This window comes from Pectobacterium actinidiae (genome assembly GCF_000803315.1).
GTDB lineage: Bacteria > Pseudomonadota > Gammaproteobacteria > Enterobacterales > Enterobacteriaceae > Pectobacterium > Pectobacterium actinidiae.
Genome location: NZ_JRMH01000001.1, coordinates 3,705,424 through 3,731,619, shown reverse-complemented (window position 1 = coordinate 3,731,619; position 26,196 = coordinate 3,705,424). Strand labels below are relative to the sequence as shown.

The 26,196-nt window shown below is 51.9% G+C and carries 27 protein-coding genes and 1 pseudogene; 15 read left to right on the top strand and 13 right to left on the bottom strand.

From position 1 onward, the window contains the following. Nucleotides 1-322: 322 nt before the first annotated feature. Together KKH3_RS16090 and KKH3_RS16085 are read left to right on the top strand one after the other, a co-directional pair. Nucleotides 323-1,708: an amino acid permease gene (locus KKH3_RS16090; RefSeq protein ID WP_039361424.1), complete on the top strand. Its 1,386-nt coding sequence runs from the start codon at nucleotides 323-325 to the stop codon at nucleotides 1,706-1,708. Between the two features lie 40 nt (nucleotides 1,709-1,748). Continuing rightward, nucleotides 1,749-2,510, top strand: coding sequence for a transporter substrate-binding domain-containing protein (locus tag KKH3_RS16085; RefSeq protein ID WP_039361422.1), 762 nt, complete (start codon nucleotides 1,749-1,751; stop codon nucleotides 2,508-2,510). A gap of 75 nt (nucleotides 2,511-2,585) precedes the next feature. Here KKH3_RS16085 and KKH3_RS16080 read toward each other — a convergent pair whose 3' ends face one another. Genes KKH3_RS16080 through dnaB form a run of 3 tightly spaced genes read right to left on the bottom strand, consistent with a single transcriptional unit; the run spans nucleotide 2,586 to nucleotide 5,750 of the window. Further along, on the bottom strand, nucleotides 2,586-3,227 hold the full coding sequence (locus KKH3_RS16080) for a hypothetical protein (protein ID WP_039361420.1): 642 nt from the start codon (nucleotides 3,225-3,227) through the stop codon (nucleotides 2,586-2,588). Then, the gene (gene alr / locus KKH3_RS16075; protein WP_039361418.1) at nucleotides 3,220-4,302 is read right to left on the bottom strand and encodes an alanine racemase; all 1,083 of its coding nucleotides are present in this window, start codon (nucleotides 4,300-4,302) and stop codon (nucleotides 3,220-3,222) included. Before alr ends, KKH3_RS16080 begins: the two co-directional genes overlap by 8 nt. 41 nt (nucleotides 4,303-4,343) lie before the next feature. Further along, nucleotides 4,344-5,750: a replicative DNA helicase gene (gene dnaB, locus KKH3_RS16070; protein ID WP_039361416.1), complete on the bottom strand. Its 1,407-nt coding sequence runs from the start codon at nucleotides 5,748-5,750 to the stop codon at nucleotides 4,344-4,346. 322 nt (nucleotides 5,751-6,072) lie between these two features. On the opposite strand from dnaB, the gene KKH3_RS16065 reads away from it, so the two are divergent. Continuing rightward, nucleotides 6,073-7,056: a quinone oxidoreductase gene (locus KKH3_RS16065; protein WP_039361414.1), complete on the top strand. Its 984-nt coding sequence runs from the start codon at nucleotides 6,073-6,075 to the stop codon at nucleotides 7,054-7,056. Between the two features lie 360 nt (nucleotides 7,057-7,416). Here the strand turns inward: KKH3_RS16065 and pspG are convergent, their stop codons facing one another. Both pspG and dusA read right to left on the bottom strand, forming a co-directional pair. Next, nucleotides 7,417-7,689 (bottom strand): envelope stress response protein PspG, encoded by a 273-nt coding sequence (gene pspG / locus KKH3_RS16060; protein WP_039361413.1) that lies wholly within the window; start codon nucleotides 7,687-7,689, stop codon nucleotides 7,417-7,419. A 435-nt stretch (nucleotides 7,690-8,124) separates the two neighbouring features. After that, nucleotides 8,125-9,147: a tRNA dihydrouridine(20/20a) synthase DusA gene (gene dusA, locus KKH3_RS16055; protein WP_039361411.1), complete on the bottom strand. Its 1,023-nt coding sequence runs from the start codon at nucleotides 9,145-9,147 to the stop codon at nucleotides 8,125-8,127. 246 nt (nucleotides 9,148-9,393) lie between these two features. On the opposite strand from dusA, the gene KKH3_RS22330 reads away from it, so the two are divergent. The 4 genes and pseudogenes from KKH3_RS22330 to KKH3_RS16045 all read left to right on the top strand — a co-directional run bounded on the left by KKH3_RS22330 (nucleotide 9,394) and on the right by KKH3_RS16045 (nucleotide 10,894). Continuing rightward, nucleotides 9,394-9,639 (top strand): hypothetical protein, encoded by a 246-nt coding sequence (locus KKH3_RS22330; RefSeq protein ID WP_159440276.1) that lies wholly within the window; start codon nucleotides 9,394-9,396, stop codon nucleotides 9,637-9,639. Continuing rightward, a pseudogene (locus tag KKH3_RS22615) lies at nucleotides 9,636-9,859 on the top strand (HNH endonuclease signature motif containing protein). Before KKH3_RS22330 ends, KKH3_RS22615 begins: the two are co-directional and overlap by 4 nt. 2 nt (nucleotides 9,860-9,861) lie before the next feature. Further along, nucleotides 9,862-10,119 carry a bacteriocin immunity protein gene (locus KKH3_RS16050; protein ID WP_039361409.1) on the top strand — a complete coding sequence of 86 codons (258 nt, stop codon included), beginning with the start codon at nucleotides 9,862-9,864 and terminating at the stop codon, nucleotides 10,117-10,119. Nucleotides 10,120-10,621: 502 nt separating this feature from the next. Further along, the gene (locus KKH3_RS16045) at nucleotides 10,622-10,894 is read left to right on the top strand and encodes a colicin immunity domain-containing protein (protein ID WP_039361407.1); all 273 of its coding nucleotides are present in this window, start codon (nucleotides 10,622-10,624) and stop codon (nucleotides 10,892-10,894) included. Between the two features lie 134 nt (nucleotides 10,895-11,028). On the opposite strand, the gene KKH3_RS16040 is transcribed toward KKH3_RS16045, so the two are convergent. The 4 genes from KKH3_RS16040 to KKH3_RS16025 all read right to left on the bottom strand — a co-directional run bounded on the left by KKH3_RS16040 (nucleotide 11,029) and on the right by KKH3_RS16025 (nucleotide 13,902). Next, complete coding sequence (locus tag KKH3_RS16040) at nucleotides 11,029-11,811, bottom strand: ATP-grasp domain-containing protein (protein ID WP_039361405.1); 783 nt, start codon at nucleotides 11,809-11,811, stop codon at nucleotides 11,029-11,031. 118 nt (nucleotides 11,812-11,929) lie between these two features. Next, nucleotides 11,930-12,223 carry a DUF7677 family protein gene (locus KKH3_RS16035; protein ID WP_039361404.1) on the bottom strand — a complete coding sequence of 98 codons (294 nt, stop codon included), beginning with the start codon at nucleotides 12,221-12,223 and terminating at the stop codon, nucleotides 11,930-11,932. 153 nt (nucleotides 12,224-12,376) lie between these two features. After that, nucleotides 12,377-13,033, bottom strand: a complete 657-nt coding sequence (locus tag KKH3_RS16030) for a DsbA family protein (RefSeq protein WP_039361402.1) — start codon at nucleotides 13,031-13,033, stop codon at nucleotides 12,377-12,379. After that, nucleotides 13,021-13,902, bottom strand: coding sequence for an MBL fold metallo-hydrolase (locus KKH3_RS16025; protein WP_039361401.1), 882 nt, complete (start codon nucleotides 13,900-13,902; stop codon nucleotides 13,021-13,023). The genes KKH3_RS16030 and KKH3_RS16025 overlap by 13 nt, the downstream gene beginning before the upstream one ends. A gap of 107 nt (nucleotides 13,903-14,009) precedes the next feature. On the opposite strand from KKH3_RS16025, the gene KKH3_RS16020 reads away from it, so the two are divergent. Continuing rightward, entirely contained in the window at nucleotides 14,010-14,930 is a 921-nt protein-coding gene (locus KKH3_RS16020; protein WP_039361399.1) for a LysR family transcriptional regulator, read from the top strand. A 25-nt stretch (nucleotides 14,931-14,955) separates the two neighbouring features. Here KKH3_RS16020 and KKH3_RS16015 read toward each other — a convergent pair whose 3' ends face one another. Further along, nucleotides 14,956-15,882, bottom strand: a complete 927-nt coding sequence (locus tag KKH3_RS16015; RefSeq protein WP_039361397.1) for a LysR family transcriptional regulator — start codon at nucleotides 15,880-15,882, stop codon at nucleotides 14,956-14,958. 134 nt (nucleotides 15,883-16,016) lie between these two features. On the opposite strand from KKH3_RS16015, the gene lysA reads away from it, so the two are divergent. Further along, entirely contained in the window at nucleotides 16,017-17,279 is a 1,263-nt protein-coding gene (gene lysA, locus KKH3_RS16010; RefSeq protein ID WP_039361395.1) for a diaminopimelate decarboxylase, read from the top strand. 6 nt (nucleotides 17,280-17,285) lie between these two features. On the opposite strand, the gene KKH3_RS16005 is transcribed toward lysA, so the two are convergent. Then, nucleotides 17,286-18,194, bottom strand: a complete 909-nt coding sequence (locus KKH3_RS16005; protein WP_039361393.1) for a DMT family transporter — start codon at nucleotides 18,192-18,194, stop codon at nucleotides 17,286-17,288. A 145-nt stretch (nucleotides 18,195-18,339) separates the two neighbouring features. Here KKH3_RS16005 and KKH3_RS16000 point away from each other — a divergent pair, with 145 nt between their 5' ends. Beyond that, nucleotides 18,340-18,933, top strand: coding sequence for a helix-turn-helix domain-containing protein (locus tag KKH3_RS16000; protein WP_234991519.1), 594 nt, complete (start codon nucleotides 18,340-18,342; stop codon nucleotides 18,931-18,933). A gap of 39 nt (nucleotides 18,934-18,972) precedes the next feature. On the opposite strand, the gene KKH3_RS15995 is transcribed toward KKH3_RS16000, so the two are convergent. Together KKH3_RS15995 and KKH3_RS15990 are read right to left on the bottom strand one after the other, a co-directional pair. Beyond that, nucleotides 18,973-19,986, bottom strand: coding sequence for a LacI family DNA-binding transcriptional regulator (locus KKH3_RS15995; protein WP_039361391.1), 1,014 nt, complete (start codon nucleotides 19,984-19,986; stop codon nucleotides 18,973-18,975). A 402-nt stretch (nucleotides 19,987-20,388) separates the two neighbouring features. After that, complete coding sequence (locus KKH3_RS15990) at nucleotides 20,389-20,733, bottom strand: PTS lactose/cellobiose transporter subunit IIA (RefSeq protein WP_039361389.1); 345 nt, start codon at nucleotides 20,731-20,733, stop codon at nucleotides 20,389-20,391. A 254-nt stretch (nucleotides 20,734-20,987) separates the two neighbouring features. On the opposite strand from KKH3_RS15990, the gene KKH3_RS15985 reads away from it, so the two are divergent. The 5 genes from KKH3_RS15985 (at nucleotide 20,988) to KKH3_RS15965 (ending at nucleotide 25,522) form a co-directional block, all read left to right on the top strand. Next, entirely contained in the window at nucleotides 20,988-22,325 is a 1,338-nt protein-coding gene (locus KKH3_RS15985; protein ID WP_039361387.1) for a PTS sugar transporter subunit IIC, read from the top strand. Nucleotides 22,326-22,349: 24 nt separating this feature from the next. Beyond that, entirely contained in the window at nucleotides 22,350-23,786 is a 1,437-nt protein-coding gene (locus tag KKH3_RS15980; RefSeq protein WP_039361385.1) for a glycoside hydrolase family 1 protein, read from the top strand. Nucleotides 23,787-23,815: 29 nt separating this feature from the next. Then, complete coding sequence (locus tag KKH3_RS15975) at nucleotides 23,816-24,133, top strand: PTS sugar transporter subunit IIB (RefSeq protein WP_010279152.1); 318 nt, start codon at nucleotides 23,816-23,818, stop codon at nucleotides 24,131-24,133. A gap of 133 nt (nucleotides 24,134-24,266) precedes the next feature. After that, nucleotides 24,267-25,034 (top strand): FCD domain-containing protein, encoded by a 768-nt coding sequence (locus KKH3_RS15970; RefSeq protein ID WP_039361384.1) that lies wholly within the window; start codon nucleotides 24,267-24,269, stop codon nucleotides 25,032-25,034. Between the two features lie 2 nt (nucleotides 25,035-25,036). After that, the gene (locus KKH3_RS15965; protein ID WP_039361382.1) at nucleotides 25,037-25,522 is read left to right on the top strand and encodes a GNAT family N-acetyltransferase; all 486 of its coding nucleotides are present in this window, start codon (nucleotides 25,037-25,039) and stop codon (nucleotides 25,520-25,522) included. The last annotated feature ends 674 nt before the right edge of the window (nucleotides 25,523-26,196 follow it).

The following is a 26,196-nucleotide window of genomic DNA, read 5'->3' as shown; positions in this document are numbered from 1 at the left end:
ACCAGCTTTTTAGGCTGCGTTGCCTATGAGTTTTTTATCGTAGCCAGGAGCGGCTTCCGCAATGTGCACCACGATAGGTCACATTCATGCATGGAACAGGGAAGCATGCCGTCATTGTGTGCATTATTTCCTTGTTTATGCACTAAGTGTGGGTTGATTGAGGTTTTGTGCGTGATGTGTGAAATTTTCACCGTAAATAAATTATGAAAATTTTCATTGTGTTACCAGCAATGGTGGGGACTTCTCCTGATTGCATACGATTATCTGGCCTGATAGTTGCTAAATCCTGTCGGTTCGAATTTTATTACTGACGGGGAAAATCATGGATACAGAACAGGTAGAAGGGCAGTTGAAAAGAGGATTGAAGAATCGTCATATTCAACTGATAGCACTGGGTGGCGCAGTCGGAACCGGGCTGTTTTTAGGGATTGCGCAGACTATCAAAATGGCTGGGCCGTCAGTGCTGCTCGGCTATGCCATTGCGGGCGTGATCGCGTTCTTTATTATGCGTCAACTGGGTGAAATGGTGGTGGAAGAGCCTGTAGCTGGCTCATTTAGCCACTTTGCGCACAAATACTGGGGCAGTTTTGCTGGGTTTATGTCTGGCTGGAATTACTGGGTACTGTATGTTTTGGTGAGTATGGCTGAATTAACTGCCGTCGGGATTTACATTCAATATTGGTGGCCGGATGTGCCAACCTGGGTCTCTGCGGGACTATTCTTCGTGCTGATCAACGCTATCAATCTGACTAGCGTCAAGGTGTATGGTGAAATGGAATTCTGGTTTTCGATCATAAAAGTGGCGGCGATCATGGGTATGATCGTTTTTGGATGCTATTTGCTGTTCAGCGGGGCGGGCGGTCCGGAAGCCAGCGTAGCGAATCTGTGGCAGCACGGTGGTTTCTTCCCGAACGGCGTGAGCGGCATGGTCATGGCGATGGCGGTGATCATGTTCTCTTTCGGCGGACTGGAACTGGTAGGGATCACGGCAGCCGAAGCTGATGACCCGCAAAACAGCATTCCGCGTGCGACGAATCAGGTTATTTATCGCATTCTGCTGTTTTATGTGGGGGCGCTGGCGGTGCTGTTATCGCTGTACCCATGGGGGAAAGTGGTAGAGGGCGGTAGCCCATTCGTCATGATTTTTCACGCGTTGGATAGCAACGCTGTCGCGACCGTGCTGAATTTGGTGGTGCTGTCTGCCGCGTTATCTGTTTATAACAGTTGTGTTTATTGCAACAGCAGGATGCTGTTCGGGTTGGCGAAGCAAGGAAATGCCCCGCGTGCGCTGCTGAAGGTGAATCAGCGCGGTATCCCGCTGGCGGCACTTGGCGTTTCGGCTTTAGCGACGGCAGGGTGTGTCGTGATCAACTATCTGATGCCGGGAAAAGCCTTTGAACTACTGATGGCGCTGGTGGTGTCTGCATTGGTCATCAACTGGGCGATGATTTGTATTACCCACCTGAAATTCCGTGCAGCGAAAAAGCAGGCACAGCAGGAAACGCGTTTTAAAAGCCTCGGCTACCCTGTGACAAACGTTATTTGCCTGCTGTTTCTGGCGGGGATTTTGGTCATCATGGCGATGACGCCCGGCATCCAGATCTCGGTGCTGTTGATCCCCTTTTGGCTGTTGGCGCTGGGCGTGAGTTATAGAATGAAAAAGAAAGGCAGTGCGTCGAATTCACCGCTAATAAAAGCAGATACCTAATATCAGGTGTTTTATCGGTATACATTGACAGGGGAAAGTAATGAAAAAGTGTTGGTTGGCGTTACTACTGGTCGCTGGGGGAGCGAGTGCTCAGTCGCATTTGGATTCCGTTCAGCAGCAAGGGGTGTTAACTGTCTGTACGACAGGGGATTACAAACCCTATTCGTTCTTACGCTCAGACGGTGGCTATGAAGGTATTGATATCTCCATGGCAGAGTCACTGGCAAAAAGTCTGGGCGTAAAACTTAACTGGGTACAAACCACCTGGAAAACGCTGATGACGGACTTTCAGGCGGGGAAATGTGACATCGCGATGGGGGGGATTTCCGTTACCTTAGCGCGACAAAAAAATGTGTTCTTTACCCAGCCGCTAGACGTGGACGGCAAGATACCGCTGGTTCGCTGTGAGAACAAGGATCGTTACCAAACTATCGAGCAGCTCAATCGCCAGACGGTGCGATTAATCGAACCCGCAGGTGGCACTAATGAAGCTTTTGCCCATGCCTTTTTACCGCAAGCCACATTAACACTGCATGACAACGTGACGATTTTTCAGCAACTGGTGGATAAAAAAGCGGATGTGATGATCACAGAGGCATCCGAGGCTTTATTTCAGCAGAAGCAGCATCCTGAACTGTGTGCGGTTAACCCTACCCAGCCGCTGCAATACGGTGAAAAAGCCTACATGTTGCCACGTGATGATATGAGCTGGAAATCTTATGTCGATCAGTGGCTACATCTGACTAAAGCGACGGGAGAATATCAAAAGATCGTCGGTGAGTGGTTGGCGGTGGCACCGTAAGAGGCGATATCTCGCCAGCAAACGGCGGCAGTGAATGCTGGCACCTAATGCCGCGCTAAATGCTCGGCATTAGGCTTATTCAGCAACAATAATCCGCTCGTCATTGTCTCCCAGACAGACACTTAACTGCTGTCCGTCAGGGCTAAAAGCGCAGTAAGGGAGAGGTTCACGCAGGTAGAGATGCAGCGGGAGCGCGAGATACAGCGCAATCAACAGCAATGCAGCGACGGCTTTCGCATAGGTTGGTCGTTGAGCGACAGGGTTGAGCCGAGCGTGTCGATATTTCACGATGCCAATAGCGGCCATGCCTGCGCCCACCAGCATGGAAACGTACAATTCACCAGGCATGGGGGAGAGTATTAGCTCCTCGCTTTCATACGCCTGCCAATATTGAATGCGCCACAGGGCGCTGATGCCGATTTGCACCAGCCCCGCGAGTATCCAGGCAACACGCCATCCTGAGAGCCGAAAGAGCGCCAGAAAGCAGAATCCCGATGCCGAGCAAGACCAGTAAATCAGATCGAACATCGCGCTAAACATGCCGCCAAACAGCGTGCCGCCGACATCCGTCGGTTTCAGGGTATAGAAATTAACGAGGGCAAATAGCATCAGGATGGCGGATACGGCAAGCCAGCTTGCCGTATAGTAGATAACGCGCCTGAAAGCTGGCAGGCTGTGAGCCTGCCGATAAAAACCATCCAGTCCGTTTTTACTCACCGTCGACGTATTCCAACGCGGTGCGCTGTGTTAATCGGGTAATCAGCTCGTAGGCACTGGCACCTGTATGTGCAGCAATGCGTTCAACCGGTAGCGTTGCCCCCCAGAGAATCACCTCATCGCCGACCTTATCCTGTGCATCTGGCCCTAAATCTACCGTAATCATATCCATCGATACGCGGCCGGAAAGCGGCACTTCGCGGCCGTTGACGAGCACGGGGGTACCGGCTGGTGCGCAGCGCGGGTAGCCATCGCCGTAGCCAACGGCCACAACACCCAGCCGTGTATCGCGCGGGCTCGTCCAGGTTCCGCCGTAACCGACGGCTTCGCCCGCTTTGTGTTCGCGAACGGCGATCAGGTGAGAGGTAAAGGTCATGGCTGGCTGGAAGCCGAAATGTGCGGCGTCTTCGTTATCCAGCGGCGACACGCCATAGAGAATGATGCCGGGACGGACGCGATCGCGGTGTGCTTGTGGCCATAGCAGAATGCCGCCAGAGGCCGCGATGGATTGTGCGCCGGGCTTACCTTGCGTAAAGGCATCGAAGCAGGCCAACTGGCGTTCGGTGGTTCCCGCTTCGGGTTCATCCGCGCGGCAAAAGTGGCTCATCATATTGACGGGTTGCACCACATTGCGGCATTCGGTCAGGCGTTGCCAAAACGCGTCGGCGTGTTCCGGCAGAATGCCAAGGCGGTGCATGCCGCTATCCAGCTTCATCCACACGGGGATCGGCTGTGGCAGCGTGGCCTGTTCCAGTGCGGCAAGCTGTTCAGGGCTGTGAACGGCGGTTTCTAACTGGTGCTCTACCAAAAGCGGGAGGTCGTCGGCGGAGAAAAAGCCTTCCAGCAGGATGATGGGCTTGGTGATGCCCGCGGCGCGCAGGGCCAGCGCTTCTTCGATCCGCGCGACGCCGTAGCAGTCAGCGTCGCAAAAGGTATGGGCAGCTTCGATCATGCCGTGGCCGTAGGCATTGGCTTTCACGACGGCAACGACCTGACAGCCAGGCGCTAACTGACGGATACGTTGCAGGTTGTGGCGCAAAGCACGCCGGTTAATGACGGCCGTTGCCGTTTTCATTCTTGTTCCTTAGTGCAGTGTTGTCATTGCTGAGCGCTGCGTTATTCATCGTCATATTGTGGGCCGGCATAGTTATCAAAGCGCGACCACTGCCCGTTAAAGGTCAAACGAACGGAACCTATCGGGCCGTTACGCTGTTTCCCCAAAATGATTTCAGCGATACCTTTCAGATCGCTGTTTTCGTGATAAACCTCATCACGATAGATAAACATAATCAGGTCGGCATCCTGCTCGATGGAGCCGGATTCACGCAGATCCGAGTTAACCGGGCGCTTATCGGCGCGTTGTTCCAGACTACGGTTAAGCTGCGACAGGGCGACAACCGGAACCTGCAATTCTTTTGCCAATGCTTTGAGCGAGCGGGAGATTTCCGCAATTTCCAGCGTACGGTTGTCTGATAACGACGGCACGCGCATCAATTGCAGGTAGTCGATCATGATCAGGCTCAGGCCGTCATGTTCACGGAACACGCGACGGGCGCGGGATCGCACTTCGGTTGGCGTCAGGCCAGAGGAATCATCGATGTACATGTTGCGCTTTTCCAGCAGGATCCCCATGGTGCTGGATATGCGCGCCCAGTCTTCATCGTCTAACTGTCCGGTACGAATGCGGGTCTGATCCACGCGGGATAGAGACGCAAGCATACGCATCATGATCTGTTCACCGGGCATCTCCAGACTAAAGATCAAGACCGGTTTGTCCTGCATCATTGCGGCGTTTTCACACAGGTTCATGGCGAAAGTGGTTTTACCCATCGATGGACGCGCCGCGACGATGATCAGGTCAGATTTCTGCAAGCCCGCGGTCTTTTTATCCAGATCCTGATAGCCGGTAGAGACGCCGGTTACGCCGTCGTGCGGGCGCTGATACAGCTGCTCAATACGGGAAACGGTGTCTTCCAGAATGCGGTCGATGCTTTTCGGGCCTTCATCTTTGCTGGCGCGGTTTTCGGCGATCTGGAAGACGCGGGATTCCGCCAGATCGAGTAGATCCTCGCTGCTGCGCCCCTGCGGATCGTAGCCCGCGTCGGCGATCTCATTGGCGACAGAGATCATCTCACGTACCACTGCGCGTTCGCGCACGATGTCGGCGTAGGCACCGATGTTAGCCGCACTGGGGGTATTCTTTGCCATTTCGGCCAGATAGGCGAAGCCACCGGCGGATTCTAATGAACCTTGCAGTTCAAGCGATTCGGACAGTGTAATCAGGTCGATCGGTTTGCTCATTTCGAGCAGGCGCTGCATCTCGGTGAAGATCAGGCGATGGGCGCGATTATAGAAGTCGTTCGCGACAACACGCTCGGCGACATTATCCCAGCGTTCATTGTCGAGCATCAGGCCACCCAATACCGATTGCTCCGCTTCCAGCGAATGTGGCGGAAGTTTTAGACCTTCCATCTGGCGGTCACGGGGTTCATTCGATTTATTGGTGGGTCTTTTCTCTGCCATGAAACGGGTTCTTTACCGGTTGATTTGCCATTGGATTAGGGGGCATTGTATATGCCACACGTCCGAAATAACACAATATACCCGTCATACTTCAAGTTGCATGTGCGTTGGCTACGTTCGTTACTCGGCTCATCCATGAGCCTCGCCCCGTTGGGGCCGCTGCAAGCAGCGTTCAAATCTGCTCCAGGCAGATTTGTCACCCGAATCACTTACTCAAGTAAGCTCATCGGACTCCTTCGCTTGCCGCCAGCCTGAAACTCGAATTATTTAGGGTATACGTATTATAGAGAAACAACGAACCTGTCACGATTAAGGAGATAACATGGCAAAACGCGTTCAGTTCCGGGCTTATGGTGGCCCAGAAGTTCTGCAATATGTGGATTTCACGCCTGCCGATCCCGCTGCGGGAGAGGTTCAGGTTGAGAACCGCGCCATCGGCATTAATTTTATCGATACCTATATTCGCAGCGGCCTGTATCCGGTGCCCGATCTGCCATCTGGTCTGGGAACCGAAGCGGCGGGCGTTGTAACGAAAGTCGGGGCAGGGGTTAGCGCGCTGAAAGTTGGCGATCGCGTGGTGTATGCGCAGTCCGGGCTGGGCGCGTATAGCGAGGTACATAACGTGGTCGCGGAGAAGGTGGCGCTGCTGCCGGACGCTATCAGCTTTGAGCAGGCGGCGGCCTCTTTCCTGAAAGGGCTGACGGTTTACTACCTGCTGCGCCAGACGTACGAGATCAAGCCCAGTGAAGTCTTCCTGTTCCATGCGGCGGCGGGGGGCGTTGGTTTGATTGCCTGCCAGTGGGCAAAGGCGCTGGGGGCGAAGCTGATCGGAACGGTGGGTTCTGATGAGAAAGCGGAGCGGGCAAAACAGGCGGGTGCCTGGGCGACGATTAATTACCGTACTGAGAATATTGCGCAGCGCGTCGCGGAACTGACTGAGGGTCAGAAGGTGGATGTCGTGTATGACTCGGTTGGGAAAGACACCTGGGAAGCCTCGCTCGATAGCCTGCGTCGCCGCGGATTGATGGTCAGCTTCGGCAATGCGTCTGGGCCGGTCACTGGCGTCAATCTGGGGATTCTGAACCAGAAAGGCTCACTGTACGTCACGCGTCCGTCGCTGTTTGGTTACGTGACCAATCGTGCCGAACTGGAACAGGCCAGCAATGAACTCTTTTCATTGATCGCCAGCGGGGCGATTACGGTAGATGTACCGCAGCACCAAAAATTTGCGCTGGCGGATGCGCAAGCTGCTCATCGATCGCTGGAAAGCCGCAGTACGCAAGGCTCCTGCCTATTGATTCCCTAATCCCTGTTTCTGAAAAGCAGAAGGCCTCCGATTAGGAGGCCTTGGCCGTTACGCTAATTTCATCAGACTGTATGTAGGGTACAGCGTGGTGATCGTCACGAAAGTGCCACTGTGCGGCTATTATTTCCCTGACGACGATGAAATCGTGTGGCTTCTTCGCCACCCTATTTTGTTTACCTGGTTTAGTTTGCTCGCCTTTTAAACGACAATCAGGTGTCAAACTGTGGCGTCATCCTAGCAGCCACATCAGGGAAAAAATATCTGCTGGCGCACATTTTTGTACTAAAACAGACCGTACTAAAATAGGCCGTATTAAATAAGTCGGTGTTAAATACGGCCTTGCCCGTTATTGTCGTGACATTACCACTCATTCCCATTGCGCTGACGATAAGTGTATTTCCGATAGGTATAACGGTGCGAGTTGTAGACGGGTCGCCCGCTAAATTTGCGCCACAGCCACACCGCCACAACAGCTAAAATCAGCCATGGCAGCACCTTAATCGCGAGGCTAAACAGCCCACCAATCAACATAAAAAGGGACGCCACAAACAGTGCTGCAATCACGCCCAGCAGTGACACGCCCGTTAACATCAGCATGATAAAAAAGCCAATAACGAAGAAAATTTCCAACATGGTGCGCTCCTGTAGCGGTTAAACCGCAGAAAAAAGTTCTGCATGCTACACCCGTCATACTTCAAGTTGCATGTGCGTTGGCTGCGTTCGTTACTCGGCTCATCCATGAGCCTCGCCCCGTTGGGGCCGCTGCAAGCAGCGTTCAAATCTGCTCCAGGCAGATTTGTCACCCGAATCACTTACCTGAGTAAGCTCATCGAGATTCGCTCTCTTGCCGCGTTACGATGCTCATGATTGAGCATCGCCCTAAAGGGCTAACGCTTCGCGTTATTCAAAACGTTCTCGTTTTGTCCTGAAACTCGAATTATTTAGGGTATACATAAGCTATAACAAGAATCGTGCCAAGATGTGCCGCTGGTAAGTGATTGATTTACCAGCGGCACGAGGATGAGACATGAAAGAGTGTTGATGAAAAACACTAACTATTAGTGTTTTTTAAACCAAGTTAACCAGCGCTAGCGCACGCTCTACCACCGCAGCATCGGCACCGGGTTTGTGGGCGTTTTCACTCAGATAGCGTCGCCACTGACGTGCACCGGGGATGCCCTGAAACATGCCGAGCATGTGGCGCGTAATGTGGCCTAAAGACGCGCCGCCAGAGAGTTCGCGCTCGATATAGGGATACATGGTTCGTACCACGCCAGCCAAATCCGGCGTGGCGGCGTCGATACCAAATAGTTCACGGTCAACCTGCGCCAGAATACCGGGATTCTGGTAAGCCTCACGACCCATCATCACGCCGTCCAGATGCTGTAAATGCGTTTTGGCTTCTTCCAGCGTTTTGACGCCGCCGTTGATGGCGAGGGTGAGCATTGGGAAATCACGTTTGAGCTGGTAAACGCGCGGATAATCTAGCGGTGGAATCTCCCGATTCTCTTTCGGGCTAAGACCCGAAAGCCAGGCTTTGCGCGCGTGAACGATAAAGGTATCGCACTCTCCGCGTTCAGCGACGGTTTGAATAAATTCGCACAGGAATTCATAGCTGTCTTGATCGTCAATACCGATGCGAGTTTTCACCGTAATCGGAATGGAAGTGCTGTCTTTCATCGCTTTAATGCAGTCTGCTACCAGCGCGGCTTCTCCCATCAGGCAGGCACCGAAACGGCCATTCTGCACGCGGTCAGACGGGCAGCCGACGTTCAGGTTGACTTCATCATAGCCGCGCTGTTCTGCCAGTTTGGCACACTGCGCCAGCGCTTGCGGATCGCTACCGCCGAGCTGTAGCGCCAGCGGATGTTCTTCTTCGCTATAAGCGAGATAGTCGCCTTTACCGTGAAGAATTGCACCTGTCGTTACCATTTCGGTATACAGCAGCGTCTGGCTGCTTAACTGGCGAAGAAAGTAACGGCAATGACGATCGGTCCAGTCGAGCATTGGCGCGATGGAGAAGCGGTTAAGGCGAGAAGCGCGAGAGTCGGCTGATACCGTGTGGTGTGTACCTGATTTTACGTCGGTCATGGTTTGTCAGTTATCGTTTCGTGTGTCTGGCGGTGTGGTCTGAGGTTACTTTTGCGGGGCGACTATAGCACAGGGAACGGGTCGTGACGGATAGTTATCTTACCCTGCATCTGGGAATATAGGTTTTAGCTCGGGGGGATTAAGTGCGTTTTGTGCCATGTTTTTAATTAGCTTTAACATTTATTCATTATCAATATTAATACTTTTTACATTCGCTTTGTTTTGAGTGAATGCTTAAAGGAAATAATGAAATATGTTTTATTTTCTCCTAATGACGGAGATACCATGACAGTTAGTGGCGGTGGTGGATTTAGTGGTGATGTTGATCGCGGTTCCGCATGGAGTGGCGGTGGAAATGGTGGAGATAGAGGGACTTCAGATAATGGCGGAAATAAAAATAACAAACCCATTCGTTTGTTTACTGGGGGGCCTATTATTGTTGAGAGTTTGCGAACTTTGATGCGTTTCGTAAGGCGTTTTAGTTGGAAGTGAGTAAAGATCCTGAACTGAGTAGACAATTCATTCAGGCTAATAAAAAACGCTTGAGTCAAGGATTGGCTCCGCGGGCTAGTAATAAAGATATTGTGGGGGACGCCGTTCATTCGAGCTTCATCATGACAAACTAATCAGTCAGGACGGTGGAGTCTATGATATGGACAATGTTCGTGTGACTACACCTAAGCGCCATATTGATATTCACAGAGGTAAATAGTAATGGAACTGAAAAGAAGTATTAGTGATTACACTGAAGCCGAATTCAAAAAAATTATTGAGGCGATCATCAATTGTGAAGGTGATGAGAAAGTTCAGGATAATAATCTTGAGCACTTTGTCAGTGTTACTGAGCATCCTAGTGGTTCAGATCTAATTTATTATCCAGAAGACAATAATAATGGAAGTCCTGAAGCCATTATCAAAGAGATTAAGGAGTGGCGCGCTAAAAATGGCAAGTTTGGATTTAAAGTAGGCTAATGATTAATTTTTATTCACGTGAAGTAATTATTGCACTTCAAAATACTAGGCCTCGTCTTAAATAACGGGCTTTTTACTTTTATATAATAATAAATCTACATTGTCCGTATTATTTTAAGCGACTCGACCAAGATGCCAGCGGCTAATGGCACCGGGGTTGAACCGATTTATGTGGTGTTTAATGAACCTCTGGACTCAGAGCGGTTTACTCGTAAACAATTGGACAAAAAGTATCTTAAGCATGCCAAGGATTTTGGTGTCACTGATACTAAAAAAATAGTGAAACACTGACTAAATTCAGAGATGCAGTTATTCTACACTTAGAGGAAAAAGAAACTTTTGAAAAAGGAACGTATCTACTTATTAAAGGTTAAAAGGTTTTTTTTAACCCGAATACGAAGAATGTTGTTGTCATGAGTGAAAATAACAAATTTATTTCTGGGTGGAAGTTGGACGTTGGTTCTCAGCAGTATAAAAATTACGTTAATAATGGGGTTTTAAGATGAGCAATAAACTTATTGATTTTGCGAGAAGTTTTGTTGAATCTAAAATTAATGCTGATAAATTTTCAGACTCATACATTCTCATGTGGAAAGAGGAGAGAGATAGCAATAGGCTGTCAATCGATGGAAAAGAAGTAGACGAAGCATCATCTGGTATTTTTTGCTTGGCCGATTGCTATAATCCAGAACCGGATCGTGAAAATTACGAATTTGACGAAATTGGTCTGAGAGAAGAAGTAAAAACCACATTGAAAAACTTCAAGCTTCTTTGATGCTTCTTGCATGAAAGAAAGATACACGCTAAATTCGTGAAATATACCGGAGTATGCCTTAAGAAGCTGCTCCGGTAGCCGTCCGTCAGAGTAAGTATTGCTTTGGCTCACAAAAGCGGCAGCCCAAATCTGAGCTACTGTGTATTAATAAATATTTGAACAAACTTGTCGACATTCCATTCTTTTGTATCAGAGACTTGTCCATCACCAATTTCTATCAGGCGAAGTTCACCAGAAGTGTTTTCAGCCATATCAATCGAGAAAAAGGGTGAGCGGATATGTTGTGCTATTTCAATAACACGTTCTGGAAGAATACCGTCAGAAGAGTAAACGTTATTTCTAAAGGAAAAATAGCGCCTTTCGCTGGTTTTTATAATCTCTTCAACTTTTCTCAGACTAATTCCGCCTTCAATGTCGCCACGAAATTGCTTAATAGAGGCTATTATTTCTCGGATCTCTTCAGCATTTGTAGCGATAGAACCTCTGGATGTGGTAAGCGACTTCACATAGTCTTTAACAAAATAGGCGGGCCATTTTAGCTGGCAAGTAATCTGATCGATATCATCATCTTCTTTTAAGAAAACGGTCTCTGGCGTGTATTTCTCGCATGAGTTATACCATCCCGTAATATGATGGCTTGAGATATAATCCTCTAAAGAAACGAGCATGTTACTGCTATTCTGAGTCACGGCATTGCTCAATTTTTTATATTCATCATATTTGAGCATCCAGCCTCGCCAAATGACAGGCATACCAGATTCAAACTTTCCTGAAAACCTGTATTTCCCACTGGATGCATGCTGTGTCGAGAGTAATAGGCACGATAAACCACTTTCTTGCGCGGAGTGGTATTCCGCTTCAAAAATCTCATCCACTTTGGAATCATCAAAGTAATCACTAGGGTAAATTATATTCATATAAATTATCTCAAATGAGAAAGGGTGACATTGAAATTTAAAATAATGTATCAAACTGCTTATTCTGCCAGTGGTCAACAGCTATTTTCATTTGAGCATGTTGAATTATCTCGGGAAATTAATGCAGCTCAACTTCCCAGTCTTCATAAGGCGGTTCGACGGTGAAACTGGGGTCGCAGTAGTGTCGTAAATAGTCTGTAGCGCGTTTTTCGGCATATTTGGCGTTCAATACGTTGCCGTCTTCATCCAGTTCTAGCACATTGGCGTAAATAGCAAAAACCTGTTCAAACGCGCTGGGCTCTTCACCGTACAATGAAAGGTAATCAATGCCTTTAAGCGTATTTTGGGTGCCGCTGGCCATGAAATAGGCAAAGGTTCTTAATGCACTGCTAAAGCTATGGCTTAACTTCATCGCCAATCTCCCACATTATTGTTAGCTTTGACTCTGTAACTCGTTCGTTGGCGATACTGTAGCGGTTTAAGGGGATGAGATACAAACGGCATCGGGAACGAAAAAAGGAGCAGGCTGTTTGCTCTGCTCCTTGATGAAGGTTGATGAGGACGATTATGCTGCTGCGCGGCTGACCATCTGTGTCAGCACTTTGCGCCATGCGTCTACCTGACCGAGGTAGTTTGCCGCCGGGATTTGCTGGAAATTCCCGTTGGCGTCTTCCAGCGCAAACGTGGGGAAGCCTTGTCCACGCACTTTCGCCAGTAATTCCCGGCTAGCGCTGATGTGTTTTGACAGCGTTTCTGCCTGAATAAAGGCGAACTCGGTGCTGAAGGCGTCGCCATCCAGCCCGATTGCTTCCGCACACTGACGTAGCACGGCGACGTCGGCGATTTTGAGCCCGGAAACGTAATGCGCACGCTCGATTTGGTGCAACATCACCATGCCTTTGTCATCCATTGTTTCCGCAGCGAGTACGGCAGCCGTCGGCGGCGCGGAATCCAGCACGACGCTGGTGTCGCGCAGCAGCCCTTCGTAATACGCTTCTCCGAAAGTTTGCCCGGTCATTTGCGCAATACGGCGATCGTGGGGGATCACATAATCGTGCCACTCTGAGGTGATGGTACGGCTATTGCTGCCGGTCATCATACCGCCGCCGTGGAGGATCAGATCCAGCCCGTCAATCTCCTGCGCGGCCAGTGCGAGTGGGGCGGCGCCGTAGCACCAGCCGCACAACGGATCGTAAATGTAATGCAGTCTTACTGTGGCCACTTCATTTCACCTTTCAGGACTTTGGCGCTCAATTCAAGACCTGACTCTTCTTTCAGCGTCGGGTAGTGTTTTTTCATTGCTGCGATCAATGCGGCAGAATCTTTCGCTTTTGCCAGCTCTTTTTCCACCGTTTCCAGATATTGCAGGGTAAAGGTCACGTTTTTCAAGGTGTAATCCGTTGGTGCGATAAAGTGACCCGGCACGACGGTGGTTGGCTTCAGCGCTTCAATGGATTTCAGCGTTTCACGCCAGTGAACGCGAGATTCTGGCGTTTGGGTATCGGCAAGCCAGACGTGAATGTTGGCAGACACCGGAATACCGCCGACCACGGCTTTCAGCGAAGGGATCCAGACGTACGTGCGATCCGGCGTTGGCCCTTTCAGACCTTTCACTTCCAGTTTTTTGCCGTCAACGGTAAAGCTATCACCTTCCAGCGCTTGAGGAACGACGATTTCTTTCGGTGCATTTTCTTTCAGAACCGGGCCCCAGTGTGCCACTTTGCCGTCTTTGCTGGCGTTAATCGCATCGATGGTGGCTTGGGTCGCAACGATTTTAGCGTCTGGGAACGCGGCTTTAATCACGTCCAGACCGAAATAGTAGTCAGGATCGGAGTGGCTGATATAAACGGTGGTCAGTTTTTTTCCGGTGGCTTTGATGCGATCAACCAGCGTTTGAGCATCGTTACGCTGGAACTGTGCATCGATCAGGGCGACTTCTTTATCGCCGCTGATAATTTCAGAGGAAACCGGGAATACACTGGCTTCACCTGGATTAAACACATCGATTTTTAACTCGGCGGCGTTAGCAGCAGAAGCCAGGCCTAGCGATGCCGCGAGTAAAGAGACGGTAAAAGCGATAGATTTAGACATGGTGATACTCCACAGGTATGACAGAAAGTGGGTTCATGTTATGTTGCATTAATCGTACGAAAAACCGCAAAACGGGCAATTGTTTGTTGCATAAAACGGACTAATTTATGGATCGTATTACGGCAGCCGAAGTATTTGTGACGATTATAGACCGCGGTAGCATGATCGCGGCGGCGGATACGCTGGATATGTCCCGTGCGATGGTGACGCGCTATCTGGCGGAGATGGAAACGTGGGCGGGGGCGCGGTTATTGCACCGCACCACGCGCAAGCTGAGCCTGACGGATGCGGGAGAAAAAACGCTGGCGCGCTGTCGGGAGATGCTGGCTCTGACGGCGGATATGCGCGTCGAGGCCGATACTGACGATGCCACGTTAAGTGGCCTGCTGCGCCTTAGCTGTTCACAGTCGCTGGCACAGGGGGCGCTCGGAATGGCGATAACGGCCTTCCTGCGGCGGCATCCTCGGGTCGCTATCGATCTGCAAATGAATAACCGGACGGTGAATCTGGTTGAGGAACGTATCGATCTGGCGCTGCGCATTACCAATGAGCTGGATCCTAATCTGATCGCGCGTCCACTGGCGAGCTGTGAGTCAGTGTTGTGTGCGTCGCCTTCTTATCTGAATGAGCACGGAATTCCGCGACAGCTAACCGATCTCTCGATTCATAATTGCCTCACCTACACCTATTTTGGCAAAAGCCTGTGGCATTTTTCCCGCGATGGTGAAAAGTTTACGATTCCCGTTAGCGGTAACCTGAGCGGCAATGAGTCGCTGGTGCTGCTGGCCGGCGCGCTGGAAGGGGCTGGTATCTCGCTGCAACCGCGCTATTCTGTTGCACCTTATCTCGCTAACGGACAGCTGGTCGCGCTGTTGCCAGAATACCGTCCGCAGGCGATGGGGATTTATGGTATTTACACCTCGCGTCGCCAGATGCCCGCTGCGCTGCGTACCCTGCTGGATTTTCTGGTGGACTGGTTTGCTCACGATCCTCGCTGGCGGGCGCTGACACAACCCTCTGCGCAGTGACGGCGCTAATCACCAGCGAATGACGTTATGAGCGCTGCAAGACCTGCTCCAGACGTGAAGGTACGCCGGCGGCGTACTGCTTGAGTTGATCAATTACGGTATCGACCAGCGCCGAAGCAGGGCGGTGCAGCGGACGAATCAGGCTGACCGTAAAGGGGACGTCTATGCTGAAAGGCCGCACGACCACGCCGGAGGCGGCATAATCCAACGCAGTGAGCGGGTTGACGATGGACAACCCTACGCCCGCCCTGACCATCGTACACACCGACGCCGCGCTGTGGGTTTCCAGCACCATCCTGCGCGACACGCTCTGTTCCTGAAACAGTTTGTCCAGCAACTGGCGATAGCTGTCGGCGCTCGACAGGCTGATAAAGGGCTCATCGGCAAAATCCTGCGGTGTGAGCACCGTTTTTTGCGCCAGCGGATGCCCGGCAGGCAGCACGCACACTTCATTGAGTAACATCAGCGTTTGCCGCTCGGTTCCGGCTGGCGTGAGGCTATTTTCCGTTAGACCCAAATCGTGGCGCTGGGCAGACAGCCACTCTTCCAGCAGCGGCGATTCTTGCGGAATGATGTGCAGGTTCAGCAGCGGATAACGCGTCAGCAGCGGCTTGCAGACGTCGGGCAGCAGCGACTGTGAGAACACGGGCAGACAGGTAATAGAAAGCTGCGCCTGCTGGAAACGGCGAATATCGCTGGCGGCGTTGATAATCCGATCCAGTCCATAGTAAGAGCGCTGCACTTCTTCAAACAGCTGTAGCCCCTGTGCGGTGGGGTAAAGCCTGCCGCGCAGCCGCTCGAACAGCGTCATCTGAATCAGTTTCTCAAAACGTGCCAGCTCGCGGCTGACGGTCGGCTGCGAGGTGTTCAGCAGATCCGCCGCCTCCGTCAGATTCCCGGTGGTCATGACCGCATGGAAAATCTCTATGTGCCGCAAAGATATTGCCGCCATGTCGCCTCCTTCATTTATGTTCATAAACCATATCAGAAATGAATAGAGTATGCTTAAAACGATATTTGTTTACCCGTTGGGGGATTTTTATAGTGTTTCTCAATTCCGTTTAACCTGTAAATCGGTAACTTTTTATGCCACACGACCTGAATGATGTAACCCATGCTCTAAATGCCCAAAGCCTGCGTGAACTGCCTGCCCGCTTTGGTTGCCCGGTTTGGGCCTATGATGCACAGACCATCGTTAACCGCATCGCCCAACTGCGCCAGTTCGACACCATTCGCTTCGCGCAGAAGGCGTGTTCCAACACGCATATTTTGCGCCTGATGCGTGAGCAAGGGGTGAAAGTGGATTCGGTCTCGCTGGGTGAGATCGAGCGTGCGCTGATTGCTGGATTTGTACCGGGTACTGATGCGCATGAGATCGTGTTTACTGCCGATTTGCTGGATCGCCCGACGCTGCAACGCGTTTCCGAACTGAACATTCCGGTGAACGCCGGTTCAGTCGATATGTTGGAACAGCTCGGGCGGCAGTCTCCGGGGCATCCGGTGTGGCTGCGTGTGAATCCAGGTTTTGGTCATGGTCACAGCCAGAAAACTAACACCGGCGGCGAGAACAGCAAGCACGGTATCTGGTACGGCGATTTGCCGCTGGCGCTGGCCCACATTCAGCGTTATCAGTTGAAGCTGGTGGGGATCCACATGCACATTGGTTCCGGCGTCGATTACGGCCATCTGGAACAGGTGTGCGAGGCGATGGTGCAGCAGGTCGTTGAGCTGGGTCAGGATATCGAGGCGATTTCAGCGGGCGGCGGGCTGTCGATTCCGTATCGCCACGGCGAAGAAGCGATTGATACTGAACACTACTACGGGCTGTGGAACGCGGCGCGCGAGAAAATTGCTGCGCACCTCGGCCATCCGGTGACGTTGGAAATCGAGCCGGGACGTTTTCTGGTCGCAGAATCCGGCGTGCTGGTAGCGGAAGTGCGGGCGATAAAATCGATGGGAAGCCGTCACTTTGTGCTGGTTGATGCCGGATTTAACGATCTGATGCGTCCGGCGATGTACGGCAGCTATCACCATGTTTCTCTGCTGTCGGGCGATGGCCGTGATATCAGCCAGTCCATGCTGCGCGACAGCGTGATTGCCGGGCCGCTGTGTGAATCCGGCGATGTGTTTACCCAACAGGCGGGCGGCGGCGTGGAAACGTTCGCGCTGCCGGAGGCGCAGGTTGGCGACTATCTGGTATTCCATGACACCGGTGCGTACGGTGCATCCATGTCCTCGAACTACAACAGCCGCCCGCTGCTGCCGGAAGTGCTGTTTGAAAACGGCGAACCGCGCCTGATTCGCCGTCGCCAGACGCTGGACGAGCTGCTGACGCTGGAAGCGCTTTAATCGGTTTTATTCGGTGGTATCAGGGGAGATGCGCTCTGCTTTTCCCCTGAGCGTGATGCGCCAGCCGAACGTCATTCCGGCGGCAGACAGCAGAATCGCCACCGCCCCGGCAAGCTGCATGGCATCCAACCCATGCCCAAAAGCCGCCCAGTCTACCAGCGCCGCGATGACGGGATAGATGAACGACAGTGCGCCAACCAGTGTGGTCGGGATTTTCTGGATTGCGCTGTACAATAGCGTCGACATCAGGCCGGTATGGATCACACCAATCGCTATAAGCATTCCCCACTGTGAAGCCGTAGGAGAAGCGGGGATTGCCGCAAAGGGCGCAAGAACCACGACACCAACGAGTAGCTGTATCAGCACGAGTAGATGCGGCGGAATTCCTGACAGCTTTTTCGTTATCGCGGCCGCCACGGCATAAAAGAATGCAGCACCCAACGCCATCAGTACGCCAGAGAGGTAGCCGTTACTATCGCTGGCGGTTCCTGTTTGAGCACTGACGATCAGGACGATGCCGCTAAAGGCACACAGTAACCAGCAGACTTTGTTGAAGGTCAGCACTTCCCTGAAAAAGAGCGCGCCTAGCCCCACGAGCATAAAGGGCTGCGTGTGATAAACCACGGTGGCGACGGCAATAGAGGCGTGCGAGTAAGCGCCGAACAGCAGCGTCCAGTTGAGCACCAGCGCCAGACCGCCGAGTATGGCAATGCCAACCTGCTTCCTGTTCATGATGCCGTGTCGCAGCAAGCCCAATAGCCCGCAGACGATCAGCATCGTCAATGCGCCGAACGCGCAACGCCAGAAAACTACCGTCATAGGGGATTGCTCTGTCGTCAGGACGAACCAGCCAACCGTACCGGAAATGATCATCGCGATAGCCATTTCTATCGTGCCGCGCGTCTGGGGTGTCATCTTTTTCCTGCCTGTCAGTGTGAAAAAATCTGTGTGAACGTACTTTTATATCGAACAATATTTTTTATAATGAACAATAGAGCGAAATAATGAACATGAATCGATTGTTCGTCAAGTCGAACGATTGATTGTTATGGTGAACAATATGAAGAACGATAATCAGGGAAATGGCGCACAAGAGGGGATGCAGGTTGCTACGCCTATCGCACGGCTGGCTGTCTCTATTCGGCGCGAGCGTGAGCGGCTAAATCTGTCAGTGACCGAGCTGGCAAAGCGTGCGGGGCTGGCTAAATCAACGCTTTCACAGTTGGAGACTGGGATCGGTAACCCGAGCCTGGAAACGCTCTGGGCGCTGGCGATGGCGCTTGATGTGCAGGTCAGCCAGTTAATTGGTCAGTCTCGTCAGCATGTACAGGTTATTCGGGCTAATGAAGGCGCGGCCACCTATTCGGAGCAGGCAAACTATGCCGCGACGCTGCTGGCAGCGTGTCCGGCAGGCGTACAGCGTGATATCTATCGGCTTAAGGTGCAGCCGGGCGAGGCCAGAATCTCGCAACCACATATGCCGGGAACGATAGAACATGTGATTCTGAGTCGCGGTCGTGCCAGGATCGGGCCTGTCGCACAGCCCGTTGAACTGAGCGCAGGGGATTACATCAGCTATTCGGCGGATGTCCCGCATCTGTTTGACGCACTGGAAGCGGATACGAGCGCGGTGATGTTGATTGAACATGGCTAAAGAGATGACCCCGTGCAGGCTGTTTGCACGGAGTGAGTTTTACGTCGTGTAATACGGCCCTTCTTGAACCGACTCGCGCAGTTTAAGTTCGCCGGTAAAAGGTTGCAGCGTCTGGACCTCTTTGCCTGCGATTAAATCCAGCACTTGCGTAATCGCGGTGGCGGCCATCTCTTCAATCGGCATGTAGACGGTGGAAAGCGAAGGGTGCAGATAGGTCGCGCAGGGTTCGTCGTCAAAGCCGAAGACGGAGACATCCTGCGGTAATTTTTTCCCCGCTTCATACAGCGCTTTCATCGCGCCAATTGCCATATGATCGTTACTGGCAAACAGTGCGCTAAAGCTGATGCCGCTATTCAGCAACTGGCGTGTGGCCTGATAGCCGCTGGCTACCATACTGGTTCCGTGCGCTACCCGGCGCGGTTCAAGCGCAATCTGATGGGTAGTTAATGCCTGCTGATAGCCCGCGAGCCGTGCCTGTGCCGTCGGCGTCTGCATCGGCGCGGTGATGCAGGCAATCTCGCGATGACCCTGTTCGATCAGGTAATTCACCACGTCAAACGCGGCCTGCTGCTGGCGGAAGAAAATACAGCGCTCTCGCGCCTGCGGCAGATCGCGATTCATCACGATCATCGGAATAGTCAGCGTGTTGAGCAGTGCCATGAGGTCCGTTTCGGACATATAGCGGGTATAGAGAATGATGGCGTCGCACTGCCTGTCAGACAGAAGCTGCACCGCACGCTGTTCGTCTTCCGGCGTATCGTGTCCGTCGGTCACGATCAGGTGTTTACCGTGGCTTTCCGCGATATCCGTAGCACGGCGCAACAGGCGGCCAAAGTAGGGGCCGTCAAAATTGGAAATAACGAGACCAATGCTGTTTGATGTACGGCGAGCCAGCGAACGTGCCAGAAAATTAGGACGGTAGCCTAGCTCATCCATTGCCCGAAATACCGCGTCGCGTGTTGCCTGTTTGACCTGACCCGTGCCGTTTAGCACTCTGGAAACGGTCGCTTTAGACACTCCTGCACGTCTTGCCACCTCAAGCATGGTTTTCATCGCTGCACCTTAATTGAGTATGATGACGGGCTAAACGCCTATCCATCCCTGTTACGAACACCCTACACTCGTCATACTTCAAGTTGCATGTGCGTTGGCAGCGTTCGTTACTCGGCTCATCCATGAGCCTCGCCCCGTTGGGGCCGCTGCAAGCAGCGTTCAAATCTGCTCCAGGCAGATTTGTCACCCGAATCACTTACTTAAAAAAGCTCATCGGGATTAAATGAGAGACATCCTGTCTCTCACCAGAGGACAGCCTTTGGCTGGTCAAATTCGTTCCCAACGAATTTGTCCTTCTCTTGCCGCCTTCCTGAAACTCGAATTATTAAGAGTATATAATATATTACCATAGGCATATTGCTGGGTTTAACGCCTGATGTTCGTTTCTCAATCAGATTTTTGTCAGTTTTGTGATGCAGCCATTTCTCGGCGTAGCAAGACAATCTCTTCCGCCAAATCCCGGCATAGCATGGCGGTCATCAGATGATCTTGTGCATGCACCATGATCAGGTTGACGGGCACCTTTCCTTGCCCTTCGTCCAGACCGATCAGCTGAGTTTGAACGCGGTGAGCCGCGCGTGCCGCCTCCTGTGACGCAGCGAGCAGCTCGTCAGCCTGTTGCCACTCCCGTTGACGCGCGGCCTGAATGGCCATCATGGCGTTTGAGCGCGCTTCACCTGCATTAATCAGCAGTTCCATCACGGTTTGTTCCATATCGAATGCAGGAACGTTTTCTGTATCTTTCATCGTAGGTGTCCTTATCGCGGTCAGGAACGCAGCCTAAGTCGGCTGACAACTTATGGTATGCCAAAAATCACATTTTCATCATATTGGAATTCCAATATCGCCTTGTGAGAATCATGTCACAGAAAAATAATTCATTATGGTTGATTTTTGGTATGCCAAACGCGAAAGCGCGGTACCTGCATTTACCCTGCGCGTAACGGCCATCCCGCGTGTCACACGCGATATAACAATATGATGATGAAAGAGGTGGTGTTATGTCATTTAAGGACCAACTGATTGATTCATTGGGCTCCTTTGCCAATAAATTTAACAGTCTGCGTTACATTATGGCGATTAAGGCATCCTTTATTACGCTGATGCCAGTCATTATCGTCGGGGCGTTTTCCGTTCTGATTTCCAACATGGTGATGGACCCCAAAAATGGTCTGGCCAGTTTTTCTATGTTTTCGTTCCTGGCGGAACTTAAACCGATTATGAGCGGCATTAACTACGCTACGCTCAGCTTTCTGACGATCGGTGCCGTCTTCCTGATTGGTATCGAGCTTGGGAAGATTAACGGTTCACGCGGGCTGTTTCCCGGCCTGCTGGCGGTGATTTGCTTTATTGCCGTTACGCCAACCACCATCGAAATGGCCGTCAACGGGCAGATGATGGTGGTAAAAGACGTGCTGGCGAAACAGTTCTCTGATACCAAAAGCCTGTTTCTGGGGATGTTCATCGCCATCCTGTCTGTCGAGATGTATACCAAGCTGCAAAATGTCGATCGGTTGCAGATTAAAATGCCAGACAGCGTGCCGCCCAACGTCGCGGCCTCTTTTTCGGCGCTGTTTCCCTCCATTATCACGGTCGTTGCGATTGCCACCTTTGGGTTTGTGTTCCACCGCGTGACGGGCATGTATCTGTATGACGCCGTCTATAAAGTCGTGCAGCAGCCGCTGGAATCTGTGGTGCAAAGCCTGCCCGGTTTACTGGTGCTGATGTTTGTCGCTCAGTTGTTCTGGGTGATCGGGATTCACGGCAACCAGATGATTAAGCCAATTCGTGAACCGCTGCTGCTGGGGGCGATTGCCGTCAACATGACCGCGTTCGAACAAGGGCAGGAAATACCGAACATTATCACTATGCCGTTCTGGGATGTGTACATGAGCATCGGGGGTTCCGGCCTGACGATTGGCCTGCTGCTGGCGGTGATGATTGCTTCCAAGCGCAAAGAGATGAAAGAGATCGCCAAAATTTCTTTCGGCCCTAGCGTGTTCAATATTAATGAGCCGGTAATTTTTGGTATGCCGATTATGCTCAACCCGATTCTGGCGATTCCCTTCATTATCACACCGTTAGTGACGGGCACGATTGGTTATTTCGCCACCAGCATGGGATTTGCGGGCAAAGCCGTGGTGATGGTGCCGTGGACGACACCGCCGATCATTAACGCCTGGCTGTCGACGGCGGGGTCGATGGGAGCGGTTGCTACACAGATCGTATGCATCATCGTCGCGATGCTGATCTATCTGCCGTTTGTCAAAGTGGCGTCCCGTCGTGCTGAACTGGCGCAGTTGGAAGCAGAAAAGCAGGCCGCAGCGGAAAAAGCCTGAAACGGACGAGAAGAGAGGTAACGCATGAGTAAGGTTGCACTGACTATTCCACCGGATTTTATTCTGGGCGCGGCGGCATCAGCGTGGCAAACGGAAGGATGGAGCGGCAAAAAGGCAGGGCAGGATTCCTATTTGGATCTCTGGTACAAGCAGGATCGTCAGGTCTGGCACAACGGCTATGGCCCGGCAAAAGCGACGGACTTTTTTAATCGCTATCGGGAAGACGTGGCGCTGATGAAACTGGCGGGGCTGACGAACTATCGCACGTCGATCAACTGGTCACGCTTTATGCTGGACTATGAGCAAGGCATCGTCGATGAGGAGTATGCAGCCTATATCGATAACCTGCTGGATGAAATGCACCGGCAGGGGATCGAACCAATGATCTGCCTTGAACATTATGAGCTGCCCGCCTGCCTGTTGGATAAGTACCAGGGCTGGTCATCCAAGCAGGTGGTGGAGTGGTTTGTGCTGTACGCCGATGCGGTTTTCGCCCGCTATGCCGGGAAAGTGAAGCGCTGGTTTACCTTCAATGAACCGATTGTGGTGCAGACGCGCGTTTATCTGGACGCGCTACGCTACCCTTATGAGCAGAACACGCACACCTGGATGCAGTGGAATCACCATAAGAATCTGGCGACGGCAAAAGTGGTGCAGCGGTTTAGGCAGCAGGGCTATCACCAGGAGGGCGGCTCGATCGGTGTGATCCTCAATCCTGAAGTCACGTATCCGCGATCCCGTGCGGCGCATGATGTGAAAGCGGCACACCTTTACGATTTGTTCTATAACCGGGTTTTTCTCGATCCGGCGTTAAAAGGTGAATATCCGGCAGAACTGATGGCGCTACTGGCACAGCATCAGGTGAAGTGGGATTACACGGAAGAAGAGCTGGCGATCATTCGGGATAATACGGTCGATGAGGTGGGGATCAACCTGTATTACCCACATCGGGTAAAAGCGCCCAGCCGCGAATGGAACAAGGACACACCGTTCCACCCGGCCTATTACTACGAGCATTTTGAGCTACCGGGGCGTCGAATGAACACCTCGCGTGGCTGGGAGATCAATCCCAAAATTATTTACGACATGGCAAAACGCATCCAGCGCGACTACGGCAACGCGCCGTGGTTTGTGGCGGAAAACGGTATCGGAATCGAGAACGAGGCGCGTTTTAAAGACGACGCGGGCGTGATTCAGGACGATTACCGCATCGCGTTTATTGCCGAGCACCTTTACTGGACGCTCAAGGCGAAGGAGGAGGGGGCAAACTGTCGCGGCTACATGCTGTGGGCGTTTACCGACAACGTCTCGCCGATGAACGCGTTTAAAAACCGTTACGGATTAATTGAAATCGATCTGGAACAGGATCGGCAACGGCGGCCGAAAAAATCTGCCGCCTGGTTTCGCCAACTGCACGACACGCGTCGGCTTGAATTGACGCTGGATGATGAAGAGAAATAGGGGCAGATAACCAAAATGAGGAACGGAATATGAAAAGAATCGTACTGGCCTGCTCAGCAGGAATGTCGACCTCACTGGTGGTCACCAAAATGGAGAAGGAAGCGGAGACGCGAGGAATGGAATTGAAAATTTACGCCATCCCAGAGCAAAACTTGCGGGATGAGTTACAGGAGTTCGGCGGCGACATTATTGCGGTTCTGCTGGGGCCGCAGGTGCGCTTCAAGCTTAACGAAAATAAAAAGCTGACGGACAGCTACCAGATTCCTATCGCGGTGATCGACCCTGTCGCCTACGGCACATTAAATGGCGCAAAAGTACTGGATCAGGCGCTGAGTTTGGTAAACTAATGCCCCACTGCCATGTCAGTACGTGGCTGGAGACGTGCCCTAAATATTCGAGTTGCAGCTCGAAGTATGGCGGGAAAAATCAGAGCGGGCCTGACGCCCGCACTCAGGGTGACAGTGCATGTAGGGTGAAAGCGTGGCGAAGGATGTGGTTCTGCAAGAGAAGAAGCAATATCAGGAAATCGGCTGTGATTTGCGTCAGAAGATTCAGTCAGGGGATTATCCCGTCGGATCGCGCCTTCCTCCTGAACGAAATATTGCGGAAACCTATGGCGTTAGCCGGACGATAGTGCGTGAAGCGCTGCTGATGCTTGAACTGGAAGGCACGGTCGATATTCGTCAGGGCTCCGGGGTTTATGTCCTGCGCATTCCCGATGAAGATGAGGCGGCAGACGGCACTAAAAACCATATCGGCGCGTTTGAAATGCTACAGGCTCGCCAGTTGCTGGAAAGCAACATCGCGGCATTTGCGGCACGTATGGCAACGCGGGCGGATATCGAAAACCTGCGTAAGACGCTGGAACAAGAGCAGGCGGCGATTGCCGGAAAAGATTACCGTGGCGATTTCGACCGTCTGTTTCACCTGCAAATTGCGGGAGCGACGCAAAACCAAATGCTGCTGGAAACGGTCAGCAATATCTGGGCGTGCCGTGACGATAACGCGCTCTGGCAGCAGCTTTACACTCACGTTGGCACGCAGGGCTATCGCCTGAAGTGGCTGGCGGATCATCAGGCTATTCTGGCGGCGCTGCGGCGTCGCGATGTGTCTGGTTCTTATCAGGCCATGTGGCAGCACCTTGAAAATGTTAAAAATACGCTGATGGAAATCTCTGACGCTGATGCGCCGGAGTTTGACGGCTATTTATTTGATTCTGTACCGATTTTTCAAGGAAAACTGGTGTAGTTATGGCGGGCATGACTCGGGTGAAGATTGGTTATCTGGCGGATCATCCCCAGCATCAGGAACAGGTGATTGACTGGATATGGCAGGCGTTCGGCAGCCAGAACAGCCGTGAATTCTTTGCCAGCGTGGTGCGCAATAGCCTGAACCCTAAGTCGATGCCGCTGACGTTTATCGCGCTGGAGGGGGAACGCTTAGTCGGGACGGTGGGGCTCTGGCGCTGCGATTTAATCAGCCGACAGGATCTGACGCCCTGGCTGGCATCGCTGTACGTGGAAGAAAACCAGCGCGACAAAGGGCTGGGTATTACGTTGCAACAGCACGTACTGGATTTCTGCCGCCGTCAGGGCTTTGACGATCTCTATCTGTACGCCACGTTTAGCGGCTATTACGAAAAACACGGCTGGCGTTATATCGGTGATGGGGTGGACTACCCGGACAAAGCTGTGCGGCTGTATCACCAGTCGTTATCAAGCGAGAAAATGCGCTAAAAGGCGGCGGGCTTACATGATTCGCCAGAATCTTACAGTTGGTTGCACTTATAGAATAACTCTTTCGATTCATCGCTGGTGAAGATGGGTGGCGATCCTTAGAGTAACAAGTCCCAGAGGTATTGATTGGTGATATATCGATGTGCTCTGTACATTGAAACCATTTGATTACACCAACCTACGCGGATGCGTAGGTTTTTTTTTGCCTGTCATTTGTCGTTGGTGGCTGATGACGTAAAAGATCGGTCTGAGGAAAGGAAAGAATATCGCGCTATGATGGGGAGTACCATAGCGCGAAAGGTTAGTTGAGGTGGCTACCGATAGAAAGGCAACCGCTCAGCAGGAACGTTGCGGCGATGCAACTGGCAAGAAATAGGTTTTTCATACTTTCTCCACGTAACATAAACGCTCTTGTATGCTTGAACTAAAACAAAGAAACACAGCCGCTTAGCATAAATGCCGACGCGACACAGCTAAGTAGAAATAGAATTTTCATCTTCTTTTCTCCTGACATGATGGGCGAATAGGTTTTTAAAATTAAACCGTACGGTATAGTTTTAATTTCATTTGGAACCTATGTCAATGTGAGACAGAGGCTGTTTTTCGTCTTTTTGTGCGGTAGTGAAACGAAGGCTCAGTGTTCGAGTCAATGTGGCGTGTGGAGGAATGAGATA

What these genes read in the sequence shown, in the direction of transcription:
- KKH3_RS15975 (WP_010279152.1), top strand. Translation starts at nt 23,816, where the DNA reads ATGAAAAGAATCGTACTGGCCTGCTCAGCAGGAATGTCGACCTCACTG.
- KKH3_RS16015 (WP_039361397.1), bottom strand. Translation starts at nt 15,882, where the DNA reads ATGGCGGCAATATCTTTGCGGCACATAGAGATTTTCCATGCGGTCATG.
- pspG (WP_039361413.1), bottom strand. Translation starts at nt 7,689, where the DNA reads ATGTTGGAAATTTTCTTCGTTATTGGCTTTTTTATCATGCTGATGTTA.
- KKH3_RS15990 (WP_039361389.1), bottom strand. Translation starts at nt 20,733, where the DNA reads ATGAAAGATACAGAAAACGTTCCTGCATTCGATATGGAACAAACCGTG.
- KKH3_RS16065 (WP_039361414.1), top strand. Translation starts at nt 6,073, where the DNA reads ATGGCAAAACGCGTTCAGTTCCGGGCTTATGGTGGCCCAGAAGTTCTG.
- lysA (WP_039361395.1), top strand. Translation starts at nt 16,017, where the DNA reads ATGCCACACGACCTGAATGATGTAACCCATGCTCTAAATGCCCAAAGC.
- KKH3_RS16035 (WP_039361404.1), bottom strand. Translation starts at nt 12,223, where the DNA reads ATGAAGTTAAGCCATAGCTTTAGCAGTGCATTAAGAACCTTTGCCTAT.
- KKH3_RS16005 (WP_039361393.1), bottom strand. Translation starts at nt 18,194, where the DNA reads ATGACACCCCAGACGCGCGGCACGATAGAAATGGCTATCGCGATGATC.
- KKH3_RS16040 (WP_039361405.1), bottom strand. Translation starts at nt 11,811, where the DNA reads ATGAATATAATTTACCCTAGTGATTACTTTGATGATTCCAAAGTGGAT.
- KKH3_RS16085 (WP_039361422.1), top strand. Translation starts at nt 1,749, where the DNA reads ATGAAAAAGTGTTGGTTGGCGTTACTACTGGTCGCTGGGGGAGCGAGT.
- KKH3_RS15995 (WP_039361391.1), bottom strand. Translation starts at nt 19,986, where the DNA reads ATGAAAACCATGCTTGAGGTGGCAAGACGTGCAGGAGTGTCTAAAGCG.
- alr (WP_039361418.1), bottom strand. Translation starts at nt 4,302, where the DNA reads ATGAAAACGGCAACGGCCGTCATTAACCGGCGTGCTTTGCGCCACAAC.
- KKH3_RS15965 (WP_039361382.1), top strand. Translation starts at nt 25,037, where the DNA reads ATGGCGGGCATGACTCGGGTGAAGATTGGTTATCTGGCGGATCATCCC.
- KKH3_RS16050 (WP_039361409.1), top strand. Translation starts at nt 9,862, where the DNA reads ATGGAACTGAAAAGAAGTATTAGTGATTACACTGAAGCCGAATTCAAA.
- KKH3_RS16000 (WP_234991519.1), top strand. Translation starts at nt 18,340, where the DNA reads ATGAAGAACGATAATCAGGGAAATGGCGCACAAGAGGGGATGCAGGTT.
- dusA (WP_039361411.1), bottom strand. Translation starts at nt 9,147, where the DNA reads ATGACCGACGTAAAATCAGGTACACACCACACGGTATCAGCCGACTCT.
- KKH3_RS22330 (WP_159440276.1), top strand. Translation starts at nt 9,394, where the DNA reads ATGAAATATGTTTTATTTTCTCCTAATGACGGAGATACCATGACAGTT.
- KKH3_RS16090 (WP_039361424.1), top strand. Translation starts at nt 323, where the DNA reads ATGGATACAGAACAGGTAGAAGGGCAGTTGAAAAGAGGATTGAAGAAT.
- KKH3_RS15985 (WP_039361387.1), top strand. Translation starts at nt 20,988, where the DNA reads ATGTCATTTAAGGACCAACTGATTGATTCATTGGGCTCCTTTGCCAAT.
- dnaB (WP_039361416.1), bottom strand. Translation starts at nt 5,750, where the DNA reads ATGGCAGAGAAAAGACCCACCAATAAATCGAATGAACCCCGTGACCGC.
- KKH3_RS16045 (WP_039361407.1), top strand. Translation starts at nt 10,622, where the DNA reads ATGAGCAATAAACTTATTGATTTTGCGAGAAGTTTTGTTGAATCTAAA.
- KKH3_RS15980 (WP_039361385.1), top strand. Translation starts at nt 22,350, where the DNA reads ATGAGTAAGGTTGCACTGACTATTCCACCGGATTTTATTCTGGGCGCG.
- KKH3_RS16025 (WP_039361401.1), bottom strand. Translation starts at nt 13,902, where the DNA reads ATGTCTAAATCTATCGCTTTTACCGTCTCTTTACTCGCGGCATCGCTA.
- KKH3_RS16020 (WP_039361399.1), top strand. Translation starts at nt 14,010, where the DNA reads ATGGATCGTATTACGGCAGCCGAAGTATTTGTGACGATTATAGACCGC.